Genomic DNA, 21939 nt, shown 5'->3' on the forward strand with positions numbered 1-21939 from the left:
TACTTCAATTCTACTATCTCTGACAAATTATAGAGACGCGAAATTTCGCGTCTCTACGTACCTAGTCTATTACTTATTTACCTTCCCCAAACAAATCGAAAATTGGCGCGATCGCACCCTTAAACCAAATACTTAAACCTCTGGTTCCACGCCGAGCGATCGCAATTGTGCAGTCAAGCGATCGGCTCTTTCGTCACCAGTCAACAACAAATTACCCTGCAAATCCCACCAACGCAACCAGGGTAATTGCACGTTTTCATATTCTCCTTGCCACAAACCTAACTCAACTCCCAAAGGGGCAATAGTATAATGTCCGCGCTCATTTGCTGTTAATAACTGATATTGTCCACCAATTAATTCATAAACTTCTACACTGGCTTTATTCGCTTCATAAATGCCATAATAAGCCGGATGAATTACTTGCTCGTAAATCCAAAATTTGCCTTGAAAAGGGGTTTTATCTCGTTCTTCTCTACCATCCCCAGAGACAAATTCTAAAGCAATCGAAGGGGCAATAAATTCTCGCCACAGTACATAAGACCTCCGGGTTTGTCCATCGAGCAAGGGCGGTACATTTCCTACATAAAACCAATCTGGTGCTTCTGCGCCTTTTTCTAAAGGGTCTGTCAAGCGCCAGTAAATACCTAAGTCCTGACCGATACAATATTGACCATCAGGGTGTAATTGTTTGAGGACAGGTGTAATTGAGTCAGTGAGTAAAATGCTTTGGGGATGCTCTTGCCAATTTTTCGCGCCAGTTCGCACAAAGGGGGGAACCCCCGCAAGCGACTGGCTTACAAATGTGCCATTAGACTCTGGTAACTGCGTATGGTCTGGGAAAGGAGTCAGGGCGGTGGATGGGTCAGTTGCAGAGGTCATAAGACTACCTTTGCAGGATGTAAGGGTTGTTTTTTAGTTTAGCAGTGGGAGGAGGAGAAGGGCGATCGCATTTTCCCCACAACTTTGTAGGTACTCCTTGGCTATGATTAGAAAATTGTGATTTTATTAGCTGCTTTAGTCGCTTTTTCCCTAGCCTCTTGGACATTTACACCCTTTGCTAAAGCTACGCCCATTCGCCGATATGGATGAGCATTAGGTTTACCAAATAATCTAATATCTACATCTTTTTCTGACAAAGCATCTGCTACACCACTAAAACTAATAGAATCAGATTTGTTTGAAGCTAAAATTACTGCGCTAGCTGATGCTCCTAGCTGTTCTATATGGGGAATTGGTAAGCCTAAAATTGCTCTTAAATGTAGTTCAAATTCATTGAGATTTTGTGATATTAATGTCACCATTCCTGTATCGTGAGGTCTGGGAGAAAGTTCGGAAAAAATGACTTCATCTTTGGTAATGAAAAACTCAACACCAAAAATTCCGGCTCCTCCTAAAGCATCAGTGACTTTTATGGCTATTTCTTGAGATTCTAATATCTGATCTTCAGAAATTAGTGCAGGTTGCCATGATTCTTGATAATCGCCTCGTTCTTGGCGATGACCAATAGGAGAACAGAAAATCGTTGGTGCATCCCACTGTTTAATTGTCAATAAAGTTATCTCTATTTCAAAATCAATAAATTCTTCGACAATGACCTTTTGGCTGTCTCCTCTAGAATTAGCGATCGCATAATTCCAAGCCTTCTCAACTTCACTCTTATCCTGCACTACAGACTGACCTTTCCCGGAAGATGACATCACAGGTTTAACAACATTACTAAACCCAATTTCATCAGAAACTGTAATCAATTCTTCTAGTGTTGCTGCATAACCATAAGTAGCCGTTCTGATGCCCAATTTTTGATGCGCCAGTTCCCGAATTCTGTCGCGGTTCATTGTATAGTTAGTAGCAGCCGCAGTTGGTATAACTGTAATCCCTCGCTGCTCAAATTCCAAAAGTTTTTCTGTTCTAATTGCTTCAATTTCTGGTATAATTACATCTGGCTGATATTTTGTCACTACAGCTTCTAAATCATCAGCACTGAGCATAGAAATTACTTCATAAGCATCAGCAACTTGCATTGCTGGAGCATTAGCGTAGCGATCAACGGCAATTACATAATTACCAAGACGTTGAGCCGCGATCGCAAATTCCTTACCTAGTTCTCCTGAACCCAGCAGCATCAATTTTTGAGGCAACTTAATACTCATTAGCTTATCCAGGTTAATGACAATCCAATAATCTTACAGCGTATTGTGGGTAAATGAAGTACACGGGTAGGGGCACAACATGTTATGCCCCTACGATGATCTGTATCTCACCAAGTTGCAATTTGGTGTATGATTTTTTGTGTTTTAATTACCGTCTTCTCAAGAGTTAAATATCGCTCCACGCAGTTGTAAATCTTGAAGTTGTGGCTGAGTTAAACCAGTACCTACACCAAGGTGACACTTATCTACAAGAGTCTCCAACCAAATAGTTTCATTTAAAGTTGCACCTCTTAAATCTGCATTTCTCAAATCGGCTTTCGTCAAATTTGCAAATAAGAGATCTGCATTGACTAAACTGCTACCTTGCAGATTTGATCCAGACAAATCTCCTCGGATAAAGTTTACTCCATCTAAAATTAAACCAGATAAATCTGCTCCTATTAGATTCGGAAATTTTAGCTGACTTGGATATTTAAAAAACCGCATAATACAAATAATATTTGCTTCATTTAGGCGGATCATAGTTAAAAAATCATAACGAGCGATGCCCAGTTGCTTAAGAATTTGTAGACGTTGTGGGGGACTTTGTTCTAAAAACTGGATGGCTGTATCGCGTAGGTCTTGAGATGGCAGATTTAGCACGATTATTAGATTATCATGATATTTACAGCGTATTGCAGGTAAATGAAGTACACGGGTAGGGGCACAACATGTTGTGCCCCTACGATGATCTGTACCTCACCAAGTTGCAATCTGCTGTATGCTAATTAAAAGTTTAACTTTATTAATGCAAGAACCCCAATTTCCTTGAGAAATTGGGGTTCTAATGATAACTACTTACCTAGTCTAGCGTCCTGCTAATAGTGCTTTCGTAGCAGATTCACCTGCTAATCTCACCTGCTTTGTCAACTGAAAATTTAACAACGCTAAAACACTCAACTGAGCTAGAAATGCCATAAAAATTGTCGCCGCCCCAGAGTGCTGGAGCGCTGCCCAAGGAAAAGTTGAAAACAGCCATACAGTAGGATATTTCCACGATGAAATGCCGAGAAATTCTAGAATTACCGGTGGTAGGAACGTTACCACACCTATAGTACCTATTGCCCAGAAAGAACGTTTGCGAGTTTTCAGCAAAAGTATTAATTGGGCAATGGTAGCGTAAATCATGATTATGCTGATAGACAAAGCTACAGATGAAAGTATTTTCAACCTGTCTAAATTGTCATGCGCCCAATTTGGGTTATAGTCTGTATCAATAACAGATGTGAGTGAAATCCAGACTAGCCAAGGGATACTAACAATTGCCAGATTAATAGCGATCGCCACGATTGCAGGGCTTTTTTCAGCCCATATTAGATCCTGCCAAACACTCTTGCGACTAGAAAATTCCTGATGTCGATATCTTGCCCAATCTTGTACAGCTTGACGGTGAGGGGAAAGAATCGCAATAAAACTAAAAAGCGATATAAAGTTGTATACTCCCACCAAGGTTAAACTTTGCTCAATTTGTTCATCAACATTGGTAATTTGTTCCCAATGTTGCAAGATAAATCCCCACATCATCATTTGGGAAAAAGCTGTAAATAAATAACTTTGTCCCTTGTTGATCATTGAGGTTTGAGGATTACGGAAGGAACGTTTCAGAGCTTGTAAAATCCCGTAACTACACAATCCAAAATTCAATAAATGGAAGCCAATAATACTCAGAAAACTTCTACCTATTGGTAAATAGAAAAAGTCCAAATTTTTCAGGGGAGAACCATTAGTTATATGAAAAAAGTTAGGAAAGAGATAATTTGTTGTATCTACAGGGTTAAACAGCGTGAACCAAACAACTGAATTGTTTGAATTGTAGCTAGAAGCCGGTGCCATCAAGATTGGTATTATTAAAAAAATGAAAACTGCGCCACTACCTATCCAAGGCTGAAAACCGCTAAACTTACTACTAACTAGACCAAAGAGTAGTGCAGTACTGTAGAAGAAAATACAGCTTGCAGCAAGAATAGCGTAGTAACTAAAAATGTAAGTAAAAGCGATTTGGGCAGAAGAACCAGCCCATAAATGTAAAGGAAGTGAAACTAAGATTACGAGAAAAATTAAACTCGGAACTCCTAGCAACTTGCCAGTCAATATACTTGTTTCTGATTGGGGACTAAGACGGATAAAATTCAGCGTACCGCGAGTTTCTTCTTTAGCTAAATCATTGATTATTAAATAAGTTCCTGCAACTAATAGTGTGAATACAAAAATCACACTAAGCGTCAGAAATATATATTCCCAGTGATCTCGCCACCACAACTGCCAATCGATTTCGTTTTGCGGACAAATATTATTTAAGATTGAATTATTGTACTCAGCAATTCTAGATTGATCTGATTGCTGTAAAGCCTGATTGTGTCGCTGTTGATATGGTTGACTCAAACGACAGTATGTGTTGGTTAGCGAGTATTTATCATCAGGAAACTCGCGGAACTGATATAAAAAGACTACCAGTTGCAGTAGTAAGGATGTTGCAACTGCGATCGCAATATTAAAAAATTTCAGCCGTCCTTTGAGTTCCCGCAATAGTTGCGGATTCCAATCGCCGATTTTGTCTATTAAATTGGGCATCATAAGAAAAAATTCTCTAAAAATGGGGAGTGATATTTATTGACGAATTAAGATGCTTGTTTGTGACCTAATTTTAAGAATATAGTTTCTAAGTCCTCTTGAGTGCAGTGAAAATCAGTCAGGGGAATCCCTGCTTTGATCAGCGATCGCAATAACTCAGCACTATCTTCTTCTTTACCGGAAAAATTCACCCGCACGCTGTTTTTTCCTGACATTACCTCCCACTCTTCTACTAAATGATGATGTTTCAGTTCCCTTAAAAGTGCCTCTAGGTTCCCCAAAGTTGATATCACAATTTGCTGGTGGGCAAGACGTTGATAAAGGTGTTGTAATGAGGTACTTTCTACCAAAAAGCCAAGTTCCATAATTCCCACAGATGTACACAGTTCTGCTAAATCGCTGAGAACATGGGAGGAAATGATTACAGTCATCCCAGCTTCTTGCAAAGCCTTGATGATTTCACGAAAGTGCATCCTGGCGATGGGGTCAAGCCCAGAAACAGGCTCATCTAGTAGTAGTAAAATCGGTTCGTGGATAATAGTTCGCGCTAAACTTAAGCGCTGTTTCATCCCCCGCGACAGAGTAGAAATCTGGCTATTGCGTTTATTTCCCAGTTGGATTAGTTCTAAAACTTCGTGTAAACGTTGAGTACGGCGCGGTTCTCGCAAGCGATAGAGACGCGCAAAATAATCTAGGTAATCCCAGACTGTAAGATCCTCATATAATGGGTAGTCATCGGGTAAGTAGCCTAGACGACCCTTGAGTTTGGGATTACTCTTGTCACGGAGTAAGCGATCGCCATTAATATAAATCTCACCCGTCGTTGGTTCCTCGGCAGTTGCTAACATTCGGATGAGAGTTGTTTTACCCGCGCCATTTGGCCCAATCAGTCCATATACTTCCCCCGCCTGAATTTCTAAATCAACATCATTGACAGCAACATGCCTGTCAAATTGCTTAGTTAGTCCACGGGTGCAAATTGCTAATTCTTTTACCATCGCTGCGGGGTGCGGTTTATGATTAACACTTAACGTAACCTCTTTCTGTAGCTTTTGTCAGGCTGGTTTCAGAAATTGAAACTGACTCTAAGGAAATTCGCTACATAAAAAAGTAGGAAAGGCATACACACCTTAATTAATTTCTATATGCGACGCGGGCAAGATGCCCGCACTACTGACTAATAACCGCATAATTACTTTTATAAATAGTAAGCATCTCTTTAGCTTGTACAGAGACAGATGTACTTTCTGGAATAGCTTCTAATAAATTGATTGCTTGCCCCCATTTGTCTTGTGCTTGTTGTCGAGTTAGTAGTGAATAAGGTGAATCTTTTACAAATAAATTAGCTTCTATTGCTAGCTTTTGGGCTGATTCTAAGTTTGCTAAGGCTTTCTTTTCAATTAAGACTCTTTGAGTGATAGATTTATAGTTAATTTGATAGTAAACCAATTTCTTCTTTGCTTGATCAGAAACTGATGTTTCATCGGGAATGCTATCTAACAATATTATTGCCTGATACCATTTAGTTTCTGCTTGTTGCCAGGTTTTTAGAGTGTGCGGTGGTTTTTGAACTAGAGAGGCAGCCTGCATACCGAGTTTTTGAGCAGATTTAAAGTTAGCGATCGCTGCGCCAACATCTGGGACGAACGCACTTCCTTCTTGAGTTAAACTTAGACTCATCTGCTGCAATTTTGGGCTTTGCTCTTTAAGTTTCCAACCACTAAAACCTAAAATTAATAAAGTTGTCGCTATAATCAAAGCTGGACGTATTATTTTTCGTGTCAAAAACTTTGGTGATTTCTCTACATGCTGCCTAATAATTGGTTTATTTCTACTTTCTTCTTCAATCTTTTTTAGGGCTTGTTCTGCCTGTTCCCTTAAAGTGTCACACTGAATAATCAAACAAGCAATTTGTTCTTGAAAATAATCACAATCATTAAGAATATCCGTTAATTCTTGAAATTTACCATCACTTGATATAATTAATTCTTGGTCATCGTCTAACCACTCCAAGGTAAAACAAGATTTACCACAGAAAGCAGACACCCCTAATAAAATATTTAAAAAACTTCGACTATTTTTAATAGTATCAAAAATGCAATTTAACTTTTGCTCTAATTCTAGTAACTCCTGTTGACAAATACTAATTTTTTGAATTTGATTTCCTAAAATATTAGAGTTTTCAAAGGCTAAGTTAATTTTTAAAATTTCAGTAATTACCTGATATTGAGCGGATAAGCTAAGATGATTAATATCAGAATTTAGTTGATTGACTAAACGCTCGTCACTGAGAATATCAGTAGCTATTGCTTGCAAAAAATAACCCCATTCAATCCAGTCATCAATTTTTGATTGTAAATCAGTTAATGATATTTTAGTTTTTGAATATCCAAATTTTTCTGCGATCGCTGGATTTACCAATCCAATATTAGCTACAATATCTATTCGAGGAAGTGTAGCGATCGCAGAATTATTGATGCTATCAAATCTCAACTCATGAGCAATTAATTTTTTAATATTCCGTAGTTGCTCCTGAGCATTATTGATTGGGATAATTTGCTCTATGATTTTATTAGAATCGCCAATAGTCAGTTTGAGGCTCTGAACTAATACTGGCAATTCACTAAGAAGTATTTCTAGGTTAGCCATAAATACCCTTTGGGGATTTGTCGAAAGTTTATGCGAAACAATTAAAATGGCTTAAGTAAGAACATAACCACATCTGTTGTATCTGAGCATCCTAGTTGAGTGACAAATCTTAGGAGCTATAAAATGTATAATTCCCGTAAATCCTGCTAAAGTAACAACTTAAGTTTAAAAATCCCAGAGAAAGATAAAATTACCCATTCACTAACTTATGAATGAAGTTGATTTAGCATTTACCCCTGCACTAGAGTTGGCGGAATTAATTCGTCGCCGGGAAGTCTCACCGCTAGAGGTGGTGGAAATATATTTAGAACGGATTGAACAGTTGAATCCGCAATTAGGAAGTTATTTTACAGTGACGGCAGAATTAGCGATCGCAGATGCTAAAGCCAAAACAGAATTATTGACAACTACCTCAGAACTACCGCCATTTTTTGGTGTGCCAATTTCCATTAAAGACCTCAATGCTGTAGCTGATGTTACCTGTACTTATGGTAATCCAGCATTACTTAACAATATCCCTAACTATGATGATGGGGTTGTAACCAGGATTAAGCAAGCTGGGTTTACTATTCTCGGTAAAACAGCCACTTCCGAATTAGGTTCATTTCCATACAGTGAACCTACGGGTTTTCCCGCAGCAAGAAATCCGTGGAATTTAGAATATACCCCTGGTGGTTCCAGTGGTGGCGCGGCGGCGGCGGTAGCAGCAGGATTGTGTGCGATCGCTCAAGGTTCTGATGGCGGTGGCTCAATTCGGGGGCCTGCGGCTTGTTGTGGTTTGGTAGGAATCAAACCATCCAGGGGTAGAGTGAGTAAAGCACCCGTAGGCGAACGCCTCGCTGGAATTGCCGTCAACGGCCCCATCACCCGCACTGTCGCTGATGCTGCCGCCCTTTTGGATGCTATATCTGGCTATGTCACAGGCGATCCTTACTGGTTGCCTGATCCTGAACCATCATTTCTTGCTGCCACTCAGACAAAATTGGGTGCTTTGCGAATTGCCTTTGATACTAACATTTCTCCTTTGGGAGAAGCTGATGCCAACTGTCAGCAAGGTGTCCGTAAAACAGTTCAGTTATTAGAACAACTCGGCCATCACGTTGAACAGAAATCCCCAGATTTTAGCGGTTTAGTTGAACCATTTCAAATTGTTTGGCAAGCTGGAGTAGCTGCGGCAGGACTTCCGCTTGAAGCCTTGCAACCAATGAATCGCTGGCTATTTGCACGTACAGGTTCTGTGGCTGACTATCTGAAAGCAGTTTCCCAAATGCAGATTGTGGCACGGCAGATTGTGGCGTTTTTCGATACCGTGGATGTGCTGGTATTACCAGTTTATCTGCATTCACCTATCCGCGTTGGGGAATGGGCTTCGCTGAGTCCAGAAGAGACATTCCAAAATATTATTGAGTGGGTTGCCCCTTGTCCACCTGCAAATGCAACTGGACAACCTGCGATCGCAATTCCTGTAGGCTTTGATAGTAAAGGCTTACCCATCAGTGTGCAGCTAATCGGTAAACCTGCGGCTGAAGCTACACTCATCAGCCTAGCAGCACAATTAGAAGCAGCTAACCCTTGGATTGGGCATCGTCCAGCCTTTGCAATATAGGGCTAATCATGCAGGCATCGCTTCTAGCAGAATATAGCAATCCTAAATCATTTGTGAACAATTAGATCCCCGACTTCTTAGAGAAGTCGGGGATCTAACCCCATACCTTATAAATTTAGGGGATTTAATGCGTAAATCTTTTACAAGTTTCACAAAATCGACATTAGCTACTGGAATAATTAAGTTGCCAGATCAATTTTTTCCACTTCTTCATCAGATAGTTTCACATTGATAGCTTGTACTGAGTCTTCGATGCTGGAAACCTTGCTAGCACCAGGAATTGGCAAAATAGCGGGCGACTTGGAACGCAACCACGCTAGAACAATATTATATAGTGACACACCTTTTTCTTTAGCTAAGTTAGCGATCGCAGGAATATCTTGCAAATTCTGATGGCGATGTCTACCACCAAAGGGACTCCAAGGCAAAAATGTCAATTCTTGCTGTTCGCAATACTTCAATACGCCGTCATTTTCTGGCTGTCGTTGCCAAGGGCTGTATTGATTCTGCACTGAGACGATATCTACTACATCCCGCGCCCGCTTAATTTGTTCAACGGAAAAGTTAGAAACTCCTACAAACCGAATCAAACCTGCCTCTACAGCTTCTTTCACTGGCGCAAGAGAATCTTCAATGGTGTAATTACTATCAGGAGAATGGTATTGCCAAACATCGATGGGTTTAGCACCACCCAACGCCTCAAAACTGACTCGAATTGTTTCGCGTAAATGTTCTGGGTTGCCGTTGCTTGTCCAGTTTCCATTGGGGCGCATCAAACCGCCCTTAGTTGCGACAATTATTTGGCTAACATCGCCTTTGTAACTAGTAAGCGCCTTGTGAATTAGTCGCTCGTTGTGGTGTTTTTCTGACTCATCTTTGCAGTAAGAGTCGGCAGTGTCAATAAATGTAATACCCAAATCTAAAGCCCGATGAATAACTTCGATTGATTGCGATTCGGGAGGGCGATTAGAGATTGACATGGGCATACCACCCAAACCGATCGCACTCACAAAGACACCAGTTTTTCCTAGTTGTTTAGTTTCCATGCTTCTAGCTATAGCTTTCTGCCCTAATTATCTACCAGCTAGCCAAAGCTTTTTTAGCAATTTATCATAAATCCTCCCTAGTACTTACACTTGGCGATCGCTGAATGCATTTTCAAGGGAATACTCTACTCAGAGGTTAAGTATTCTATACAAGCACTGATGAAAATTGTAGAGGAAACTCGTACACGATTGCAGCTAAAGCATCGGCCACTCAGTTATTGGTTCGGTGGGTGGTGCATTTTTACTGTCTGTTTAAGCTTTTTGATTTACTGCTTATTTTTTGAGTCTGCTTCAGTAAGTCTCAATTGCGATCGCCTTTCGCCAACCCAAATCAATTGTGAATTGAGGCGGTTCACTTTACTGGGAAGCATGGAGAAGCTCAAAATGTTTGATCCCCAAGAAGCATACATTCTTACAAAGACTGGTAGCAAAGGGGGAAAAACTTATCAAGTTATGATTTTGACTCCATTTGGAGACTTTGCTCTTTTATCCCATGTTAGCTATCAAGAGAATGGGGAAGTTACCTTGAAAATAAACGATTTTATCAACTCTGGGCAAACTTCCCTATTAGTACGACAAAATCAGCGAAATTATCTATTTTTCTTAAGTTTATCTATATTAATTTTCATGGCGATCGCTGCTTTTTTTGCCACATCACCCGGAACTACCTGCACCTTCTACAAGAGTATCAATAAGGTCTTTATCGAACGTAAAAGTCTGCGTATTAATCAAGTTATTGAACATCCATTAGAAAATATTCTACGTTTTGATATCCAAGAAAAGCAATTTAAAAACTCTAAGCTTTATCGGGCTGTAATTGTGCTGAAATCCTTTAAAGAAATCCCAATTAATCCACAATACACTGATGAAAAAAGCATTAGATATGTAGTTTCTAGGATACTCTTATTCCTAAAATTTTAACCAAAACTATCTGCACTACTTACTACTGCGCTTATAGACTAAAGTCATAGATCGCTGACTTGTCTAAGAAGCTGCGATATTGTCTATCACAAATGATTTAAGATTTTCAATACAGACACAAAACGCCTAGATTAAGGAAGTTTGAGTCACTTTTAACTAAAATTTTACATCCAGCGCTTTCCATTAGTATCATTCTTGCTCAACTAAAAATACTCACTTTGTCAGTTTGTCTATTTAAGCTATGTTTGATAAATAAATTAAGAAGCCTAGTATCAGTGGCTGTTATTCTACACTTGACAAAAAGCATTGTGAGTCCTAAAAGACGATTGCCAGAAACTATTGCCCATGTCAGAATCACCCGCCAATCTTGGCAACAGGGCTTCCTTGAGGGTGAAGTGAGTGCAGGTGAGTTTGAGTGGCATTTCCAGTGGCATTTTCGCCGGGGAGAACTTGCCGTCAAGCCTTCCCAAGGCCGCGCCTTAATCAAAGAACCCCTCGGTCGATTTTTGGAGCAACAAGATTATCAGCTAGAGCCTGGAGGAGATTATGCTTTTACTATTCGGGCGGAACTCTAGGAGTTATGAGTTAGGAATTCTAACTTCTCATTCATAACTCCTCACTGCTGATTCAGTGAGGCGGTTTAAGTATCTTTCGATTAAGAGGATGGCAACAATGTCATCTATCGGTCTTGGAGGCTGTCGCAGACCTTGTGGCAATAGCTTTGTTAGCCCTTTGGGTGGGAACATTTGCCAATAGCGATCGCGGGCTTCTAAGGTTGTATAGCGCTCATCGACTAAAATAATACTCAGGGGTTCTGTCAATTCCTGATATAATGTCTGTCTCCACTGCTTGGCTGTAGTTTGGTCGCCCATGACCATCAAGGAAATCGGAAACTTTTGACGCAGTGTTTCAATGGCAGCGATCGCCTCTTTTGCTAATGCCACCTGATGATAATACAATTGCCGATCCAGTCCCATCACCGCTAAACCACACTTATCCCGACCTGGATCAAACCCTAATATGACTGGTTGTGTTGGTGAAAATTCACGGGAAGTCATAAGAAATTAAAAATTCAAAACTCAAAATTCAAAATTAAGAAATACAACAACAGTGAGCATTTTAGCTGCTGTTCAAATATGTTTAAATCTTAGTGTAAAAATAACTTTTTAAGTACTAAAAATTATTCTTCCGTTGACTATTGCCACTAATTTTACTCTTAATGGGCCAGCTGTATAAGTGTCCTCTGCTGCGATCGCTTTGATTTCCAAGGGTTGATTGTACTGTCTTAGTTGGGCGACAAAGCGCAGAAAAGTCCCTTCTACTTGCACATCTTCGACAATTCCGGCATTACGCGCCCGAAATTGGGAAGCAGAAATTAGTATTTCTAGCCGTTGCTGTAACTGATAGGATGTCATGGTTTTGGAATCGGCAGTAGTTGTGGCTAACACTGCGCCTCCCGAAAAAACTAATTGATTTCGGGCTGTATCAGCGAAAAACTCTATCTGCTTTTCTCCCCTGACGTAATTACCAGCCGAGAAAATTCGTATCACGTATTCTTGACCATCGCTAATCTGCTTGCTCAATTGGTCAATCCTATCTTGAGTCAGGCGCAGTAGCTCTACATTGGCAGGATTTGCCCCAGGCTCACTTAATCCGAGATTGGCGTTGCGATTGGCTTCTTGTAAAAGTTGTACCACCGCCCGACGAGCAGCAGCCGGTTGGGTAACACGAATTACAGCAGCAGACAGAACTTGACCGCGAACTAAGGCTAATTTACCTAGACGCAGGTCGCGGTAAGACTGGTAATATTTTTCCAGCCTTGCAACTTCTAGTTCTAGTTGCTCCTGTTGTGCTTCCAATTCTTTGAGGCGCGATTCCCGTTTGGCAATCACTTGCTCTCGTGCTGCAACTTCTACGTTACGTTTTTGAATCAATTGATCCAGTTGGCCAATTTTTTGATCGCGCACTTCTATAGCTTCTTGACGATTAGCGAGTTCGCGATCGCGTTTTTCAATGGCTGTTTTGGCTTCGTCAATGGCTTTTTTCGCTTCAGCGTACAGTCGTTGTCGTTCTGTCTTCAGTAGTTCAACTGCCGCCTGTAGCTCTTTCCTCTGGATGGAAACGCTTTGCAACTGAGTTATAGCTTTTTGGTACTGAGTTACAACTTGTCCTAGCTGACCTTGAGTGCGTTGCAGTTGAGTTTGAGTTTGGGCTTGTTGACCAATAGTACGGTTTAACTGAGCTTGTGTTTGGAGTTGTTTGGCATTGGCTGCCTGCAAAGATTGATTAATTGTCTGTAAGTCTTGTTGTGCCTTTGTTTGGGCAACTTTTGCTTGACTTAGCTCAGTTTCCACCTGACTTTTCTGAGTTTCTGCGGTTTTTAGCTGTTCCCGCTTCTGTCTGAGGTCTTTTTGAATATCTTCTAATTCAAAGACTCCCTTTCGCAAGCCTTCATCAGCAGCGAATAAAATTCCTAACGTTGATGCTGAAATCAAACCGCCCGTAAAAATAGTTACCACTACAGCAGTATTTTTCGGACGAAGGTTAAAAAGTGAGAGGCGAGCTTTGCCAACTCGTGTGCCGATGCGATCGCCCACGGTGGCAATTACGCCTCCCAAGATTAAAATTGCTGCGATGAGGATGTATCCGGTGGTCATCTTTAGCTACCGAAATCCTTCCAGATACAGCCTACTACTTTTAAACATTGTCTGGAAAGAAGTGGAAATTGGCAATAGCTGAAATTATTCAATTTTAGATTTACCTCTAGCTATTAGTGTCATTTTTCACAATAAAACACGCGCCGATTCCCCTTTCTTCCATTGATTTTATGTGAATTGCCTACTTAAGGTAACAGGTTTATGCACAGTAATCTTCTTTTTGTGGATGGAAATCATCTTCTTTTCACGCAAATCCCCTAGTAGCCTAGTAACGGTAACACGAGTTGAACCAATTGCTTCTGCGATCGCCTGATGAGATAACTTCAGATCAATAGTGATCCCATCAGCACAAGGAACGCCAAAATCCCGACAAAGAATTAACAAAAAACTCACCAACCTGGAACCCATATCTCGGTGAGCGAGAGTTTCAATCATCATCTCTGTTTGTAAAATGCGCGAAGACAGACCCCGCAGCATTAACATTGATAATTCTGGATTTTCCTTGAGTGCTTGCTCTACTTGTTCAATTGGGGCTGACAGTAATTCCACAGGAGTAAATGCAACCGAATGGTAAAACCGATCCGACTTATTTCCTGTCAGCAATGACAAAACACCAAAAACACTATTTTCCCGAAGCAATGCTACTGTTATTTCCTCTCCTGCCTCGTACACCCTAGAAAGTTTAACAGCGCCTTTCAAAAGAAAATAAACTCGTTCGGCAGGATCGCCAGGAAAAAAGATCGTTTTATTGCGTTCAAACGTTTCCACAACTGGCGGAAACGCCCCGGTCGCCATCTGACGAAATACATTTGCTAGGGCTTTATCTTGTGTCACGATCATCTCCCTTCCCCTACCCAATGCCGGAAAAACAAAAACTGATTACCTAAGAATACACCCGAAAAATGAATAAAGCACCGTCAACCTTTCTGTACTTTCCTATACTCAAACAAATCACTTCATAACTCTTTGTTTATAATGATACATAATTGTTGATCCTTTCAGCTACTAATTGTTGATAAGTAGTTCCAATAGCTGTATTGAAAAGGGTTTTTTAAAGAACAAATGAAGATATCTTGAGGAAATCTTTAGGAAAAATCAAGATTTTTGTCACAGCAAACACCCTTCTCAATATTCATTTTTGCAAATCCTGTATAAAACAAAGACAAAACGTGCGTCAGATTCTAGTATGCTCCTAATGATCGATCGCATTAATAATTTCTATGCTGAATCTGACTGGAAAAAATGCTCTTGTTACAGGTATTGCCAATAACCGCTCGATCGCCTGGGGCATCGCCCAACAGCTGCATAAAGCCGGAGCAAACCTGGGTATTACCTATCTGCCAGATGAACGCGGCAAAATGGAGAAAAAAGTCGCGGAGTTAGTAGAACCCCTCAACCCAAGCTTATTTCTTCCCTGTAATGTCCAAGATGAGGAACAGATTCAATCTACCTTTGAAACAATTCGTGAGCAATGGGGAAAGTTAGACATCCTCATCCATTGTTTAGCCTTTGCCAGCAAAGACGATTTGACTGGAGATTTTAGCCAAACCTCTCGTTCTGGCTTCAACACCGCTTTAGAAATCAGTACCTACTCGCTAGTGCAATTAAGTGGTGCAGCTAAACCTTTGATGACAGAGGGAGGAAGTATCGTCACCTTGACATATTTAGGCGGGGTTAGAGCAATCCCTAACTACAACGTTATGGGAATTGCCAAGGCAGGATTAGAAATGAGTGTGCGTTACCTAGCTGCTGAACTAGGGCCACAAAATATCCGTGTCAATGCCATTTCCGCAGGCCCCATCCGCACCTTAGCATCTTCAGCAGTAGGCGGGATTTTGGATATGATTCATCATGTAGAAGAAGTAGCTCCCCTACGCCGCACCGTCACTCAGCTAGAAGTTGGTAATGCTGCCGCTTTCTTATGTAGTGATTTGTCTAGTGGTATTACCGGACAAGTTCTATATGTAGATGCAGGATATGAAATCATGGGAATGTAAGATAATTGGGGCATGGGGCATTGAGAATTGGGCATTGGGTATTGAGTATTAGTAAAATTCTTGCTCATGCCCAATGCCCCATGCCCAATGCCCCATGCCCCATGCCCAATTCCCCATTCCCAATGCAAACAACCAATCGTCAAATTAATTCAAATTACGACCAGTTAACAAAAACTCCCCGAATTGCCACTGTTCACCGTACCACTGGTGAAACTGATGTGGAAGTTACCATCAACCTGGATGGTAGAGGAACTTGCACAGCAGCAACAGGCATTCCGTTTTTGGATCACATGTTGCATCAAATTGCCTCCCACGGACTGATTGATATAGATGTCCAAGCCAAGGGAGACTTAGAAATTGATGACCATCACACCAACGAAGATGTAGGCATTACCTTGGGTCAAGCTTTAAACCAAGCACTAGGCGACAGAAAAGGTATTGTCCGCTTCGGTAATTTTCTTGCACCATTGGATGAAGCTTTAGTTCAGGTAGCGCTAGACTTTTCTGGACGGCCTCACCTCAGCTACGGTTTGCAAATTCCTACCCAGCGCGTAGGAACTTATGACACCCAACTCGTGCGCGAATTCTTTGTGGCGATCGCAAACCATAGCCAAATGACACTACACATTCGACAATTGGATGGTATTAATTCCCATCACATCATAGAGGCGACATTTAAAGCCTTTGCAAGAGCAACACGGTTAGCAGTGGAAATTGACTCTCGTCGTGCTGGCTTAATTCCCAGTTCTAAAGGCGTTCTATGAAGGGAGTCAAATGGATCATTGAGCATAGGGCATTAGTTATTCCCCCAATCCCCAATCCCCAATAATTGACACACCGCTCAGTGATGGTTATTATCAGCCTACTAGGTAACTTGTAATTAATACCAAGCTGGTAATTAGTGGTTGAAACGAGATGAAGTCTGTTGCAGATGACCCTGATTCTCAACTTAATACGATAGACACTCCGCCAGTAGTCCTAACTTCTGAGTTGCGAAAAGTCTATCGCACTGGTTTTTGGCTAAATCAAAAAATTGTATCTCTCAAAAACTGTTCTTTAACGGTTTACAAAGGCGAAACCTTTGGGTTGCTGGGGCCAAACGGTGCTGGTAAAACCACTCTTTTAAAATTGTTGCTGGGAATTATTCGTCCCACCTCTGGACGGGGATTATTATTGGATAAGCCTATAGGCGATCGCAGTGTTAAGCAACATATCGGCTATCTGCCAGAAAATCCCTATTTATATGACTATCTCACTGGCTGGGAATTTTTGCAGCTAGCTGCTGGCCTATTCCAAATTCCCCAAAGTGTCCAACGCCAACGCATTCCCCAACTGCTGGAATTAGTAGGTTTATCCCAAGCAGATGCTCGTAAAAAGCTTTTACGCCGCTACTCAAAAGGAATGCTACAGCGTGTCGGCATGGCACAGGCGCTAATTAACGAGCCAGATTTGGTTTTTCTCGATGAACCCATGTCTGGACTCGATCCGGTGGGACGCTACCAAATGCGGGAAATTATCCTGGCGCTCAAAGCTGCTGGGAAAACGATTTTTTTCAATAGCCACGTTCTTAGTGAAGTAGAACAGATTTGCGATCGCATTGCCATCCTCGCTCAAGGCGAATTAATTTGCTCTGGTTCCCTCAATGAACTCTTAGGCGTAGAAAACACATATCACGTAAAAGGTCAAGGTGGTGACTGGGAAATTCTCAAAAAATGGATACCCACTCTTAAATTTGAACCTGATGGTTCCTGGCAAGGTACACTACAAGACGATTACTATGATTTCCTCGCTAGTGTTCGTCTTATGGAAGGTAAAATTATTGCCATGAACTTGTCACGCTACTCCTTAGAAGAGTTTTTTATTCAACAAATCCAAAGAATAAATAACTCAGTAAATTAATTTCACAACTAAATGGTGTAGTATGTGGTTATTTGAGCAACAAAACCCAAACTTTCTTTCTCATTTTTGAGTTTACTTTCTCAAGTAAACCTACAAACAACCAGATTACGATATCTTGATTAAGGTTATTTGTATTTATTTAATGAACTTGTTCATAATTTCGGTAGTCATAGCAGATTTTAAACTATAGTTCAAATGTAATCAAATTGACTTTGAGAAGGAAACATTATTCGTAAGTGTTTTATTGGTTTATAGAGAATTTTTTGTAGAAACTACGATTATTTGCGTAATTACTAATGTTTGCTGATAGTTCATATATTCCAGTTTGCTTAACTTTAAATTAACTTCACTAAAAATTCAAATTCAATAAACAAATTTCCTCCGGAAAATTACACTTTTCGACGAAAATAAGAGTGTCGGGGAACTTGAATACTTAGGTATAGTCAAAATAAAAATGTTTAGACAGTACTTTATTGATTGTAGTTTCAGAATCTCAGGTGAATATGCTTAACACAAGTTTGTTTAAATTACTAACTCAGCCAGTTGTGGGTGCGGCTTTGTTAAGTGCTGTCAATGTCGCTGTGCCATTTGCGAGTCTAGCTCAGGGACAACCATTACCACCAACTACACAATCACCAAGCACACAAACACAATTAGATACTAATTATTCATTAGGAGGCGGCGATCGCATCCGTGTAAATGTATTTGAAGTACCTGAATATACAGGAGAGTATCAAGTCCCCCCAGGTGGAGCAATCAACCTACCTTTAATTGGTAGTGTGTCAGTCCTCGGTCTAACAACTGAACAAGCTGCTGACGAAATTGCTAGAAGATATTCTCGCTTCCTCAAACGTCCCTTAATCTCAGTCAATCTATTATCCTCTCGTCCCATCAACATATTCGTTGCCGGAGAGGTGACACGTCCAGGAGCTTACACTCTCAGCTTGAGTGGAGGCGCAGGAGACAATCCAGGCGTACAATACCCCACTGTATTAGCCGCATTGACAACAGCACAGGGCGTAACCTTAGCTGCGGATGTGAGTCAAGTTCAACTAAGGCGTAAAATAGGACGTTCTTCAGAGCAAACCGTCACCATCAATTTGAAGGAACTCATCCAAACAGGCAGACTAACACAGGATATTACTTTGCGGGATGGAGATACTATAGTTGTGCCAACTGCAACTAACTTCAATGTGGCAGAATCCCGCAATATATTTGCATCTAACTTTGCCGCTAGCCAAACCACACCCCGCACGGTAACAATTATCGGTGAAGTTAACCGTCCCGGTTCCTATCTTGTCACCCCAGGTAGCACGGATGCCCAGGGGGGCGCAACCGCTAATAGTGGTTCTGCCTCTCCTACTGGTCTACCAAATGTGACGCGGGTAATTCAACTAGCTGGAGGAATTACAGCACAGGCTGATGTTCGTAGTCTCAAGCTACGCCGACCTACAAGAACTGGCTCACAACAAACTATAGATATTAACCTTTGGCAACTATTGCAGAGTGGTGACTCTAATCAAGACATCATTGTGCAAGACGGAGATACAATTGTTATTCCGACGGCAACTGAAATTAACCCCGCAGAAGCTACTCAATTAGCTACCACAACTTTGTCTCCTACACGCATTCAAGTTGGTGTGGTAGGGGAAGTTAAAAAACCAGGGTTAACAGACATTCAGCCAAATAGTTCTTTAAATCAAGCTATACTCGCTGCTGGCGGATTTAATGATGCCAGAGCTAGTAGTAAGGCTGTTGATTTAATTCGCCTCAATCCTAATGGTTCTGTTACTAAGCGGATAGTAAAAATTGATTTTTCCGCTGGGATTAATGAGCAAACTAATCCCATACTCCGCAATAATGATGTCGTCCTAGTCAATCGCTCTGGTGCAGCTAACTTTGGCGATACCGTAAGCACTATAACTGGACCTCTAGGGATTATCCTTAATCTTCTGAACATTTTCGGACTCTAGTTTAAGATACAGATGTAAATTGGGGGCGTTGATCAATCCCTCTCCGTCCCCAAGTTACACTATCTATGAGTCAAAGCTTAATAGTCAAGAGTTAATGATAGCCCTACTAATTCATTTATTAGAGATATATGAATTATGCGTTCATAAACATGACTCGCAGTGTTCTTCCAAAGAAGCAAGCTACACGAAGCAGTCTCTTCTTATAAAAAAAATTCTAGCCTAGAATGGCTGATCTTATATTCCTACAGACAACCGAGCTAGGTATAGCTCGACCACAGGATAAGACAACACTAGGGTACAGAACTGGCTTAATTTTGGCTATCACTTAGTTATTGACCATATTTTATACTAATTCAACAAACTCTTAAGTAAAATTACTACTTGATGAATCCTATATACCTAAAGATGTAGCTGAAAATTTCTAATCTTCTATTGATAGGCTTTTTCAAGCTTCGTTTTAGTTACTCTCATTCTTATGAGAATGAGAATATTTTAAAAGCTCGAAGCGATAAATTATCTATCCACCTTATATTTGCCGATTAAATGATTCTTATTATCATAAGAATTCTTTAAGTAAATTAACTTATTGATGACAGATATACTATCTTAACTACAGATACGACGTATACACAGTAGAATGATGTCGAATTGGAAATGATGTCATTTGTACAGTTGCTTGGTGTTCATTAATGGAGTGGTTCTGGATACTAACAATTTTCCCTCAGTATTTTTACCAGATATATCCTATTTTGTGGAGCACCAGCTAAAAAAGCATTTCCGCCATATTTACGTGGAAATTCTCAGGTATAAACCTAAGAAACCATGTATAAACTTACAAATGGCAGTTATACGACTGTATCCAATACTGAGTTACTTACTAAGGCTAGAGCTACTGACCGTTGACGATTCAGTTTTTGCAACATACCCTATTTTTCCCTATGATGATACATGGTTTTGGTTTTCTCAGTTTAAGTGCGTCTCTTGTACTTCCCTGGGCATTAGCAGGTCTAGTTCAAGGACAGAGAATAACAGAGTCTTTAGTTAGAGATATTCGTCAGTTATCACCTGTCAAAGAAAAACAACTACCCAGCCGCAAGTTAATCAGCCAGGCTGCTCCGACAACATACTATGTTAGTGGTGACAACGGAAATGACAACAAGAGCGGACTCAATGAAAGCAATGCGTTTAAGACGATTCAAAGGGCAGCAGACCTGACTAACCCTGGCGACACAGTGTTAATTATGAATGGGTGGTACACAAACTTACCAGGAGCCGGGAGTGCCGTAAGTATTAAACGTTCTGGAACTGCAAATGCCTGGATTACTTATAAAGCATACCCTGGACATACTCCAAGAATTAAGCACAATACATGGAATGGTATTGGGTTCTCAGGAGTTTCATATATCGAGATTAACGGTATAGAGATCAGAGGGGATGTTGATAATACCAGTTATTCTTATGCTTTAAGTGAGCAGTATAACAGATCAAATCCGCGTACAAATGGAAACTGCATAACCCTTGACGGAACTAATAATCCTGTTCATCACATAAATATTGTGAACAACAAAGTGTTGAACTGTGGAGGAGGAGGTATCATAGCCCTATCAGCTGATTATGTGAAAGTGTCTAATAACACTGTGTTTAATAATGCCTGGTATGGTGTCTATGGTGGCAGTGGTATTTCGTTCTTGAAGAATCGGAATACTGACGACAACCAAGGATACAAAATGTTCATAACCAATAACAAGGTCTTCAACAATCAACAGTATATTCCCTGGTATGAAGTTGGCAAGATAACAGACGGTAATGGCATTATTGTCGATCAATCACAAGATGGTCCAAGTGGTTCATATAAAGGACGGACTTTAATTGCAAACAATCTTTCGTACAAAAATGGTGGTGCGGGTATTGTTGTACATGCGAGCGCACATGTAGATGTTGTCAACAATACAGCATATGCAAATGGGAATAGTCAAGAGATTGCACAACAAGGACAAGTGTATGCTGGTTTTTCATCTGATGTGAAAATTTTCAATAACATTATCAGTGCTTACTCTGGTCAATACGCGAACAACAACTATTCAAATGTCAACGTTGTCTATGACTACAATCTTTATCCTAATGGTGCACTGCTTCGTGTAATGGGGACTCACGATATTATTGCAGATCCAGGGTTTGTGGATCCCTCAAATGATGACTTTAGACTCACGATTAATAGTAGGGCCACAAACCACGGTTATTATTGGGGAGATTTGACAACTGATTACGCAGGTGACCCTCGTCCTATTGCTAATGCATATGATATGGGAGCATACGAATACCAGTACAGGTAAGCCAATATTATTATAGTTGGGTCAGACTAAAGCTTATCTATGGCTATAAATAAGAAGCCTGCCCAAGGCAGGCTTCTTATTTTGTAGCTAATTAAATA

18 protein-coding genes are annotated in these 21939 nt (G+C 40.6%); 8 read left to right on the forward strand and 10 right to left on the reverse strand.

From position 1 onward, the window contains the following. Nucleotides 1-132: 132 nt before the first annotated feature. The 6 genes from V7K98_RS07610 to V7K98_RS07635 form a co-directional block, all read right to left on the reverse strand. Nucleotides 133-879: a Uma2 family endonuclease gene (locus tag V7K98_RS07610; RefSeq protein ID WP_335020358.1), complete on the reverse strand. Its 747-nt coding sequence runs from the start codon at nt 877-879 to the stop codon at nt 133-135. Between the two features lie 107 nt (nt 880-986). Continuing rightward, a complete protein-coding gene (purT, locus tag V7K98_RS07615; protein ID WP_335020360.1) occupies nt 987-2150 on the reverse strand; it encodes a formate-dependent phosphoribosylglycinamide formyltransferase in 1164 nt (387 codons plus the stop codon). A 159-nt stretch (nt 2151-2309) separates the two neighbouring features. Further along, nucleotides 2310-2792 carry a pentapeptide repeat-containing protein gene (locus V7K98_RS07620; RefSeq protein WP_335020362.1) on the reverse strand — a complete coding sequence of 161 codons (483 nt, stop codon included), beginning with the start codon at nt 2790-2792 and terminating at the stop codon, nt 2310-2312. Between the two features lie 204 nt (nt 2793-2996). Further along, nucleotides 2997-4763 (reverse strand): ABC transporter permease subunit, encoded by a 1767-nt coding sequence (locus tag V7K98_RS07625; protein ID WP_335020364.1) that lies wholly within the window; start codon nt 4761-4763, stop codon nt 2997-2999. Nucleotides 4764-4807: 44 nt separating this feature from the next. After that, a complete protein-coding gene (locus tag V7K98_RS07630) occupies nt 4808-5758 on the reverse strand; it encodes an ABC transporter ATP-binding protein (protein WP_335020366.1) in 951 nt (316 codons plus the stop codon). A gap of 172 nt (nt 5759-5930) precedes the next feature. Continuing rightward, nucleotides 5931-7409 (reverse strand): hypothetical protein, encoded by a 1479-nt coding sequence (locus V7K98_RS07635; RefSeq protein ID WP_335020368.1) that lies wholly within the window; start codon nt 7407-7409, stop codon nt 5931-5933. A 208-nt stretch (nt 7410-7617) separates the two neighbouring features. Between V7K98_RS07635 and V7K98_RS07640 the strand changes: the two genes are divergently transcribed. Then, nucleotides 7618-9015: an amidase gene (locus tag V7K98_RS07640; protein ID WP_335020370.1), complete on the forward strand. Its 1398-nt coding sequence runs from the start codon at nt 7618-7620 to the stop codon at nt 9013-9015. A 179-nt stretch (nt 9016-9194) separates the two neighbouring features. On the opposite strand, the gene V7K98_RS07645 is transcribed toward V7K98_RS07640, so the two are convergent. Then, nucleotides 9195-10061 carry an aldo/keto reductase gene (locus tag V7K98_RS07645; protein ID WP_335020372.1) on the reverse strand — a complete coding sequence of 289 codons (867 nt, stop codon included), beginning with the start codon at nt 10059-10061 and terminating at the stop codon, nt 9195-9197. Between the two features lie 159 nt (nt 10062-10220). Between V7K98_RS07645 and V7K98_RS07650 the strand changes: the two genes are divergently transcribed. Continuing rightward, complete coding sequence (locus tag V7K98_RS07650; RefSeq protein ID WP_335020374.1) at nt 10221-10982, forward strand: hypothetical protein; 762 nt, start codon at nt 10221-10223, stop codon at nt 10980-10982. Between the two features lie 293 nt (nt 10983-11275). Next, on the forward strand, nt 11276-11557 hold the full coding sequence (locus V7K98_RS07655; protein ID WP_442940403.1) for a DUF3146 family protein: 282 nt from the start codon (nt 11276-11278) through the stop codon (nt 11555-11557). A gap of 27 nt (nt 11558-11584) precedes the next feature. On the opposite strand, the gene V7K98_RS07660 is transcribed toward V7K98_RS07655, so the two are convergent. The 3 genes from V7K98_RS07660 to ntcA all read right to left on the reverse strand — a co-directional run bounded on the left by V7K98_RS07660 (nt 11585) and on the right by ntcA (nt 14479). Next, complete coding sequence (locus tag V7K98_RS07660; protein ID WP_335020376.1) at nt 11585-12040, reverse strand: resolvase; 456 nt, start codon at nt 12038-12040, stop codon at nt 11585-11587. 108 nt (nt 12041-12148) lie between these two features. Next, nucleotides 12149-13639, reverse strand: coding sequence for a DUF3084 domain-containing protein (locus tag V7K98_RS07665; protein WP_335020378.1), 1491 nt, complete (start codon nt 13637-13639; stop codon nt 12149-12151). 168 nt (nt 13640-13807) lie between these two features. After that, on the reverse strand, nt 13808-14479 hold the full coding sequence (gene ntcA, locus V7K98_RS07670) for a global nitrogen regulator NtcA (RefSeq protein WP_008233817.1): 672 nt from the start codon (nt 14477-14479) through the stop codon (nt 13808-13810). A gap of 380 nt (nt 14480-14859) precedes the next feature. Here ntcA and fabI point away from each other — a divergent pair, with 380 nt between their 5' ends. The 5 genes from fabI (at nt 14860) to V7K98_RS07695 (ending at nt 21841) form a co-directional block, all read left to right on the forward strand. Next, nucleotides 14860-15636 (forward strand): enoyl-ACP reductase FabI, encoded by a 777-nt coding sequence (fabI, locus tag V7K98_RS07675; RefSeq protein WP_335020380.1) that lies wholly within the window; start codon nt 14860-14862, stop codon nt 15634-15636. 122 nt (nt 15637-15758) lie between these two features. Then, entirely contained in the window at nt 15759-16400 is a 642-nt protein-coding gene (gene hisB, locus V7K98_RS07680; RefSeq protein ID WP_335020582.1) for an imidazoleglycerol-phosphate dehydratase HisB, read from the forward strand. Nucleotides 16401-16551: 151 nt separating this feature from the next. Continuing rightward, a complete protein-coding gene (locus tag V7K98_RS07685; RefSeq protein ID WP_335020382.1) occupies nt 16552-17535 on the forward strand; it encodes an ABC transporter ATP-binding protein in 984 nt (327 codons plus the stop codon). Between the two features lie 503 nt (nt 17536-18038). Beyond that, on the forward strand, nt 18039-19508 hold the full coding sequence (locus tag V7K98_RS07690) for an SLBB domain-containing protein (protein WP_335020384.1): 1470 nt from the start codon (nt 18039-18041) through the stop codon (nt 19506-19508). Nucleotides 19509-20407: 899 nt separating this feature from the next. After that, nucleotides 20408-21841: a right-handed parallel beta-helix repeat-containing protein gene (locus tag V7K98_RS07695; RefSeq protein ID WP_335020386.1), complete on the forward strand. Its 1434-nt coding sequence runs from the start codon at nt 20408-20410 to the stop codon at nt 21839-21841. Nucleotides 21842-21939 lie beyond the last annotated feature (98 nt).

It is taken from the genome of Nostoc sp. (assembly GCF_036917435.1).
Classification (GTDB): domain Bacteria; phylum Cyanobacteriota; class Cyanobacteriia; order Cyanobacteriales; family Nostocaceae; genus Nostoc.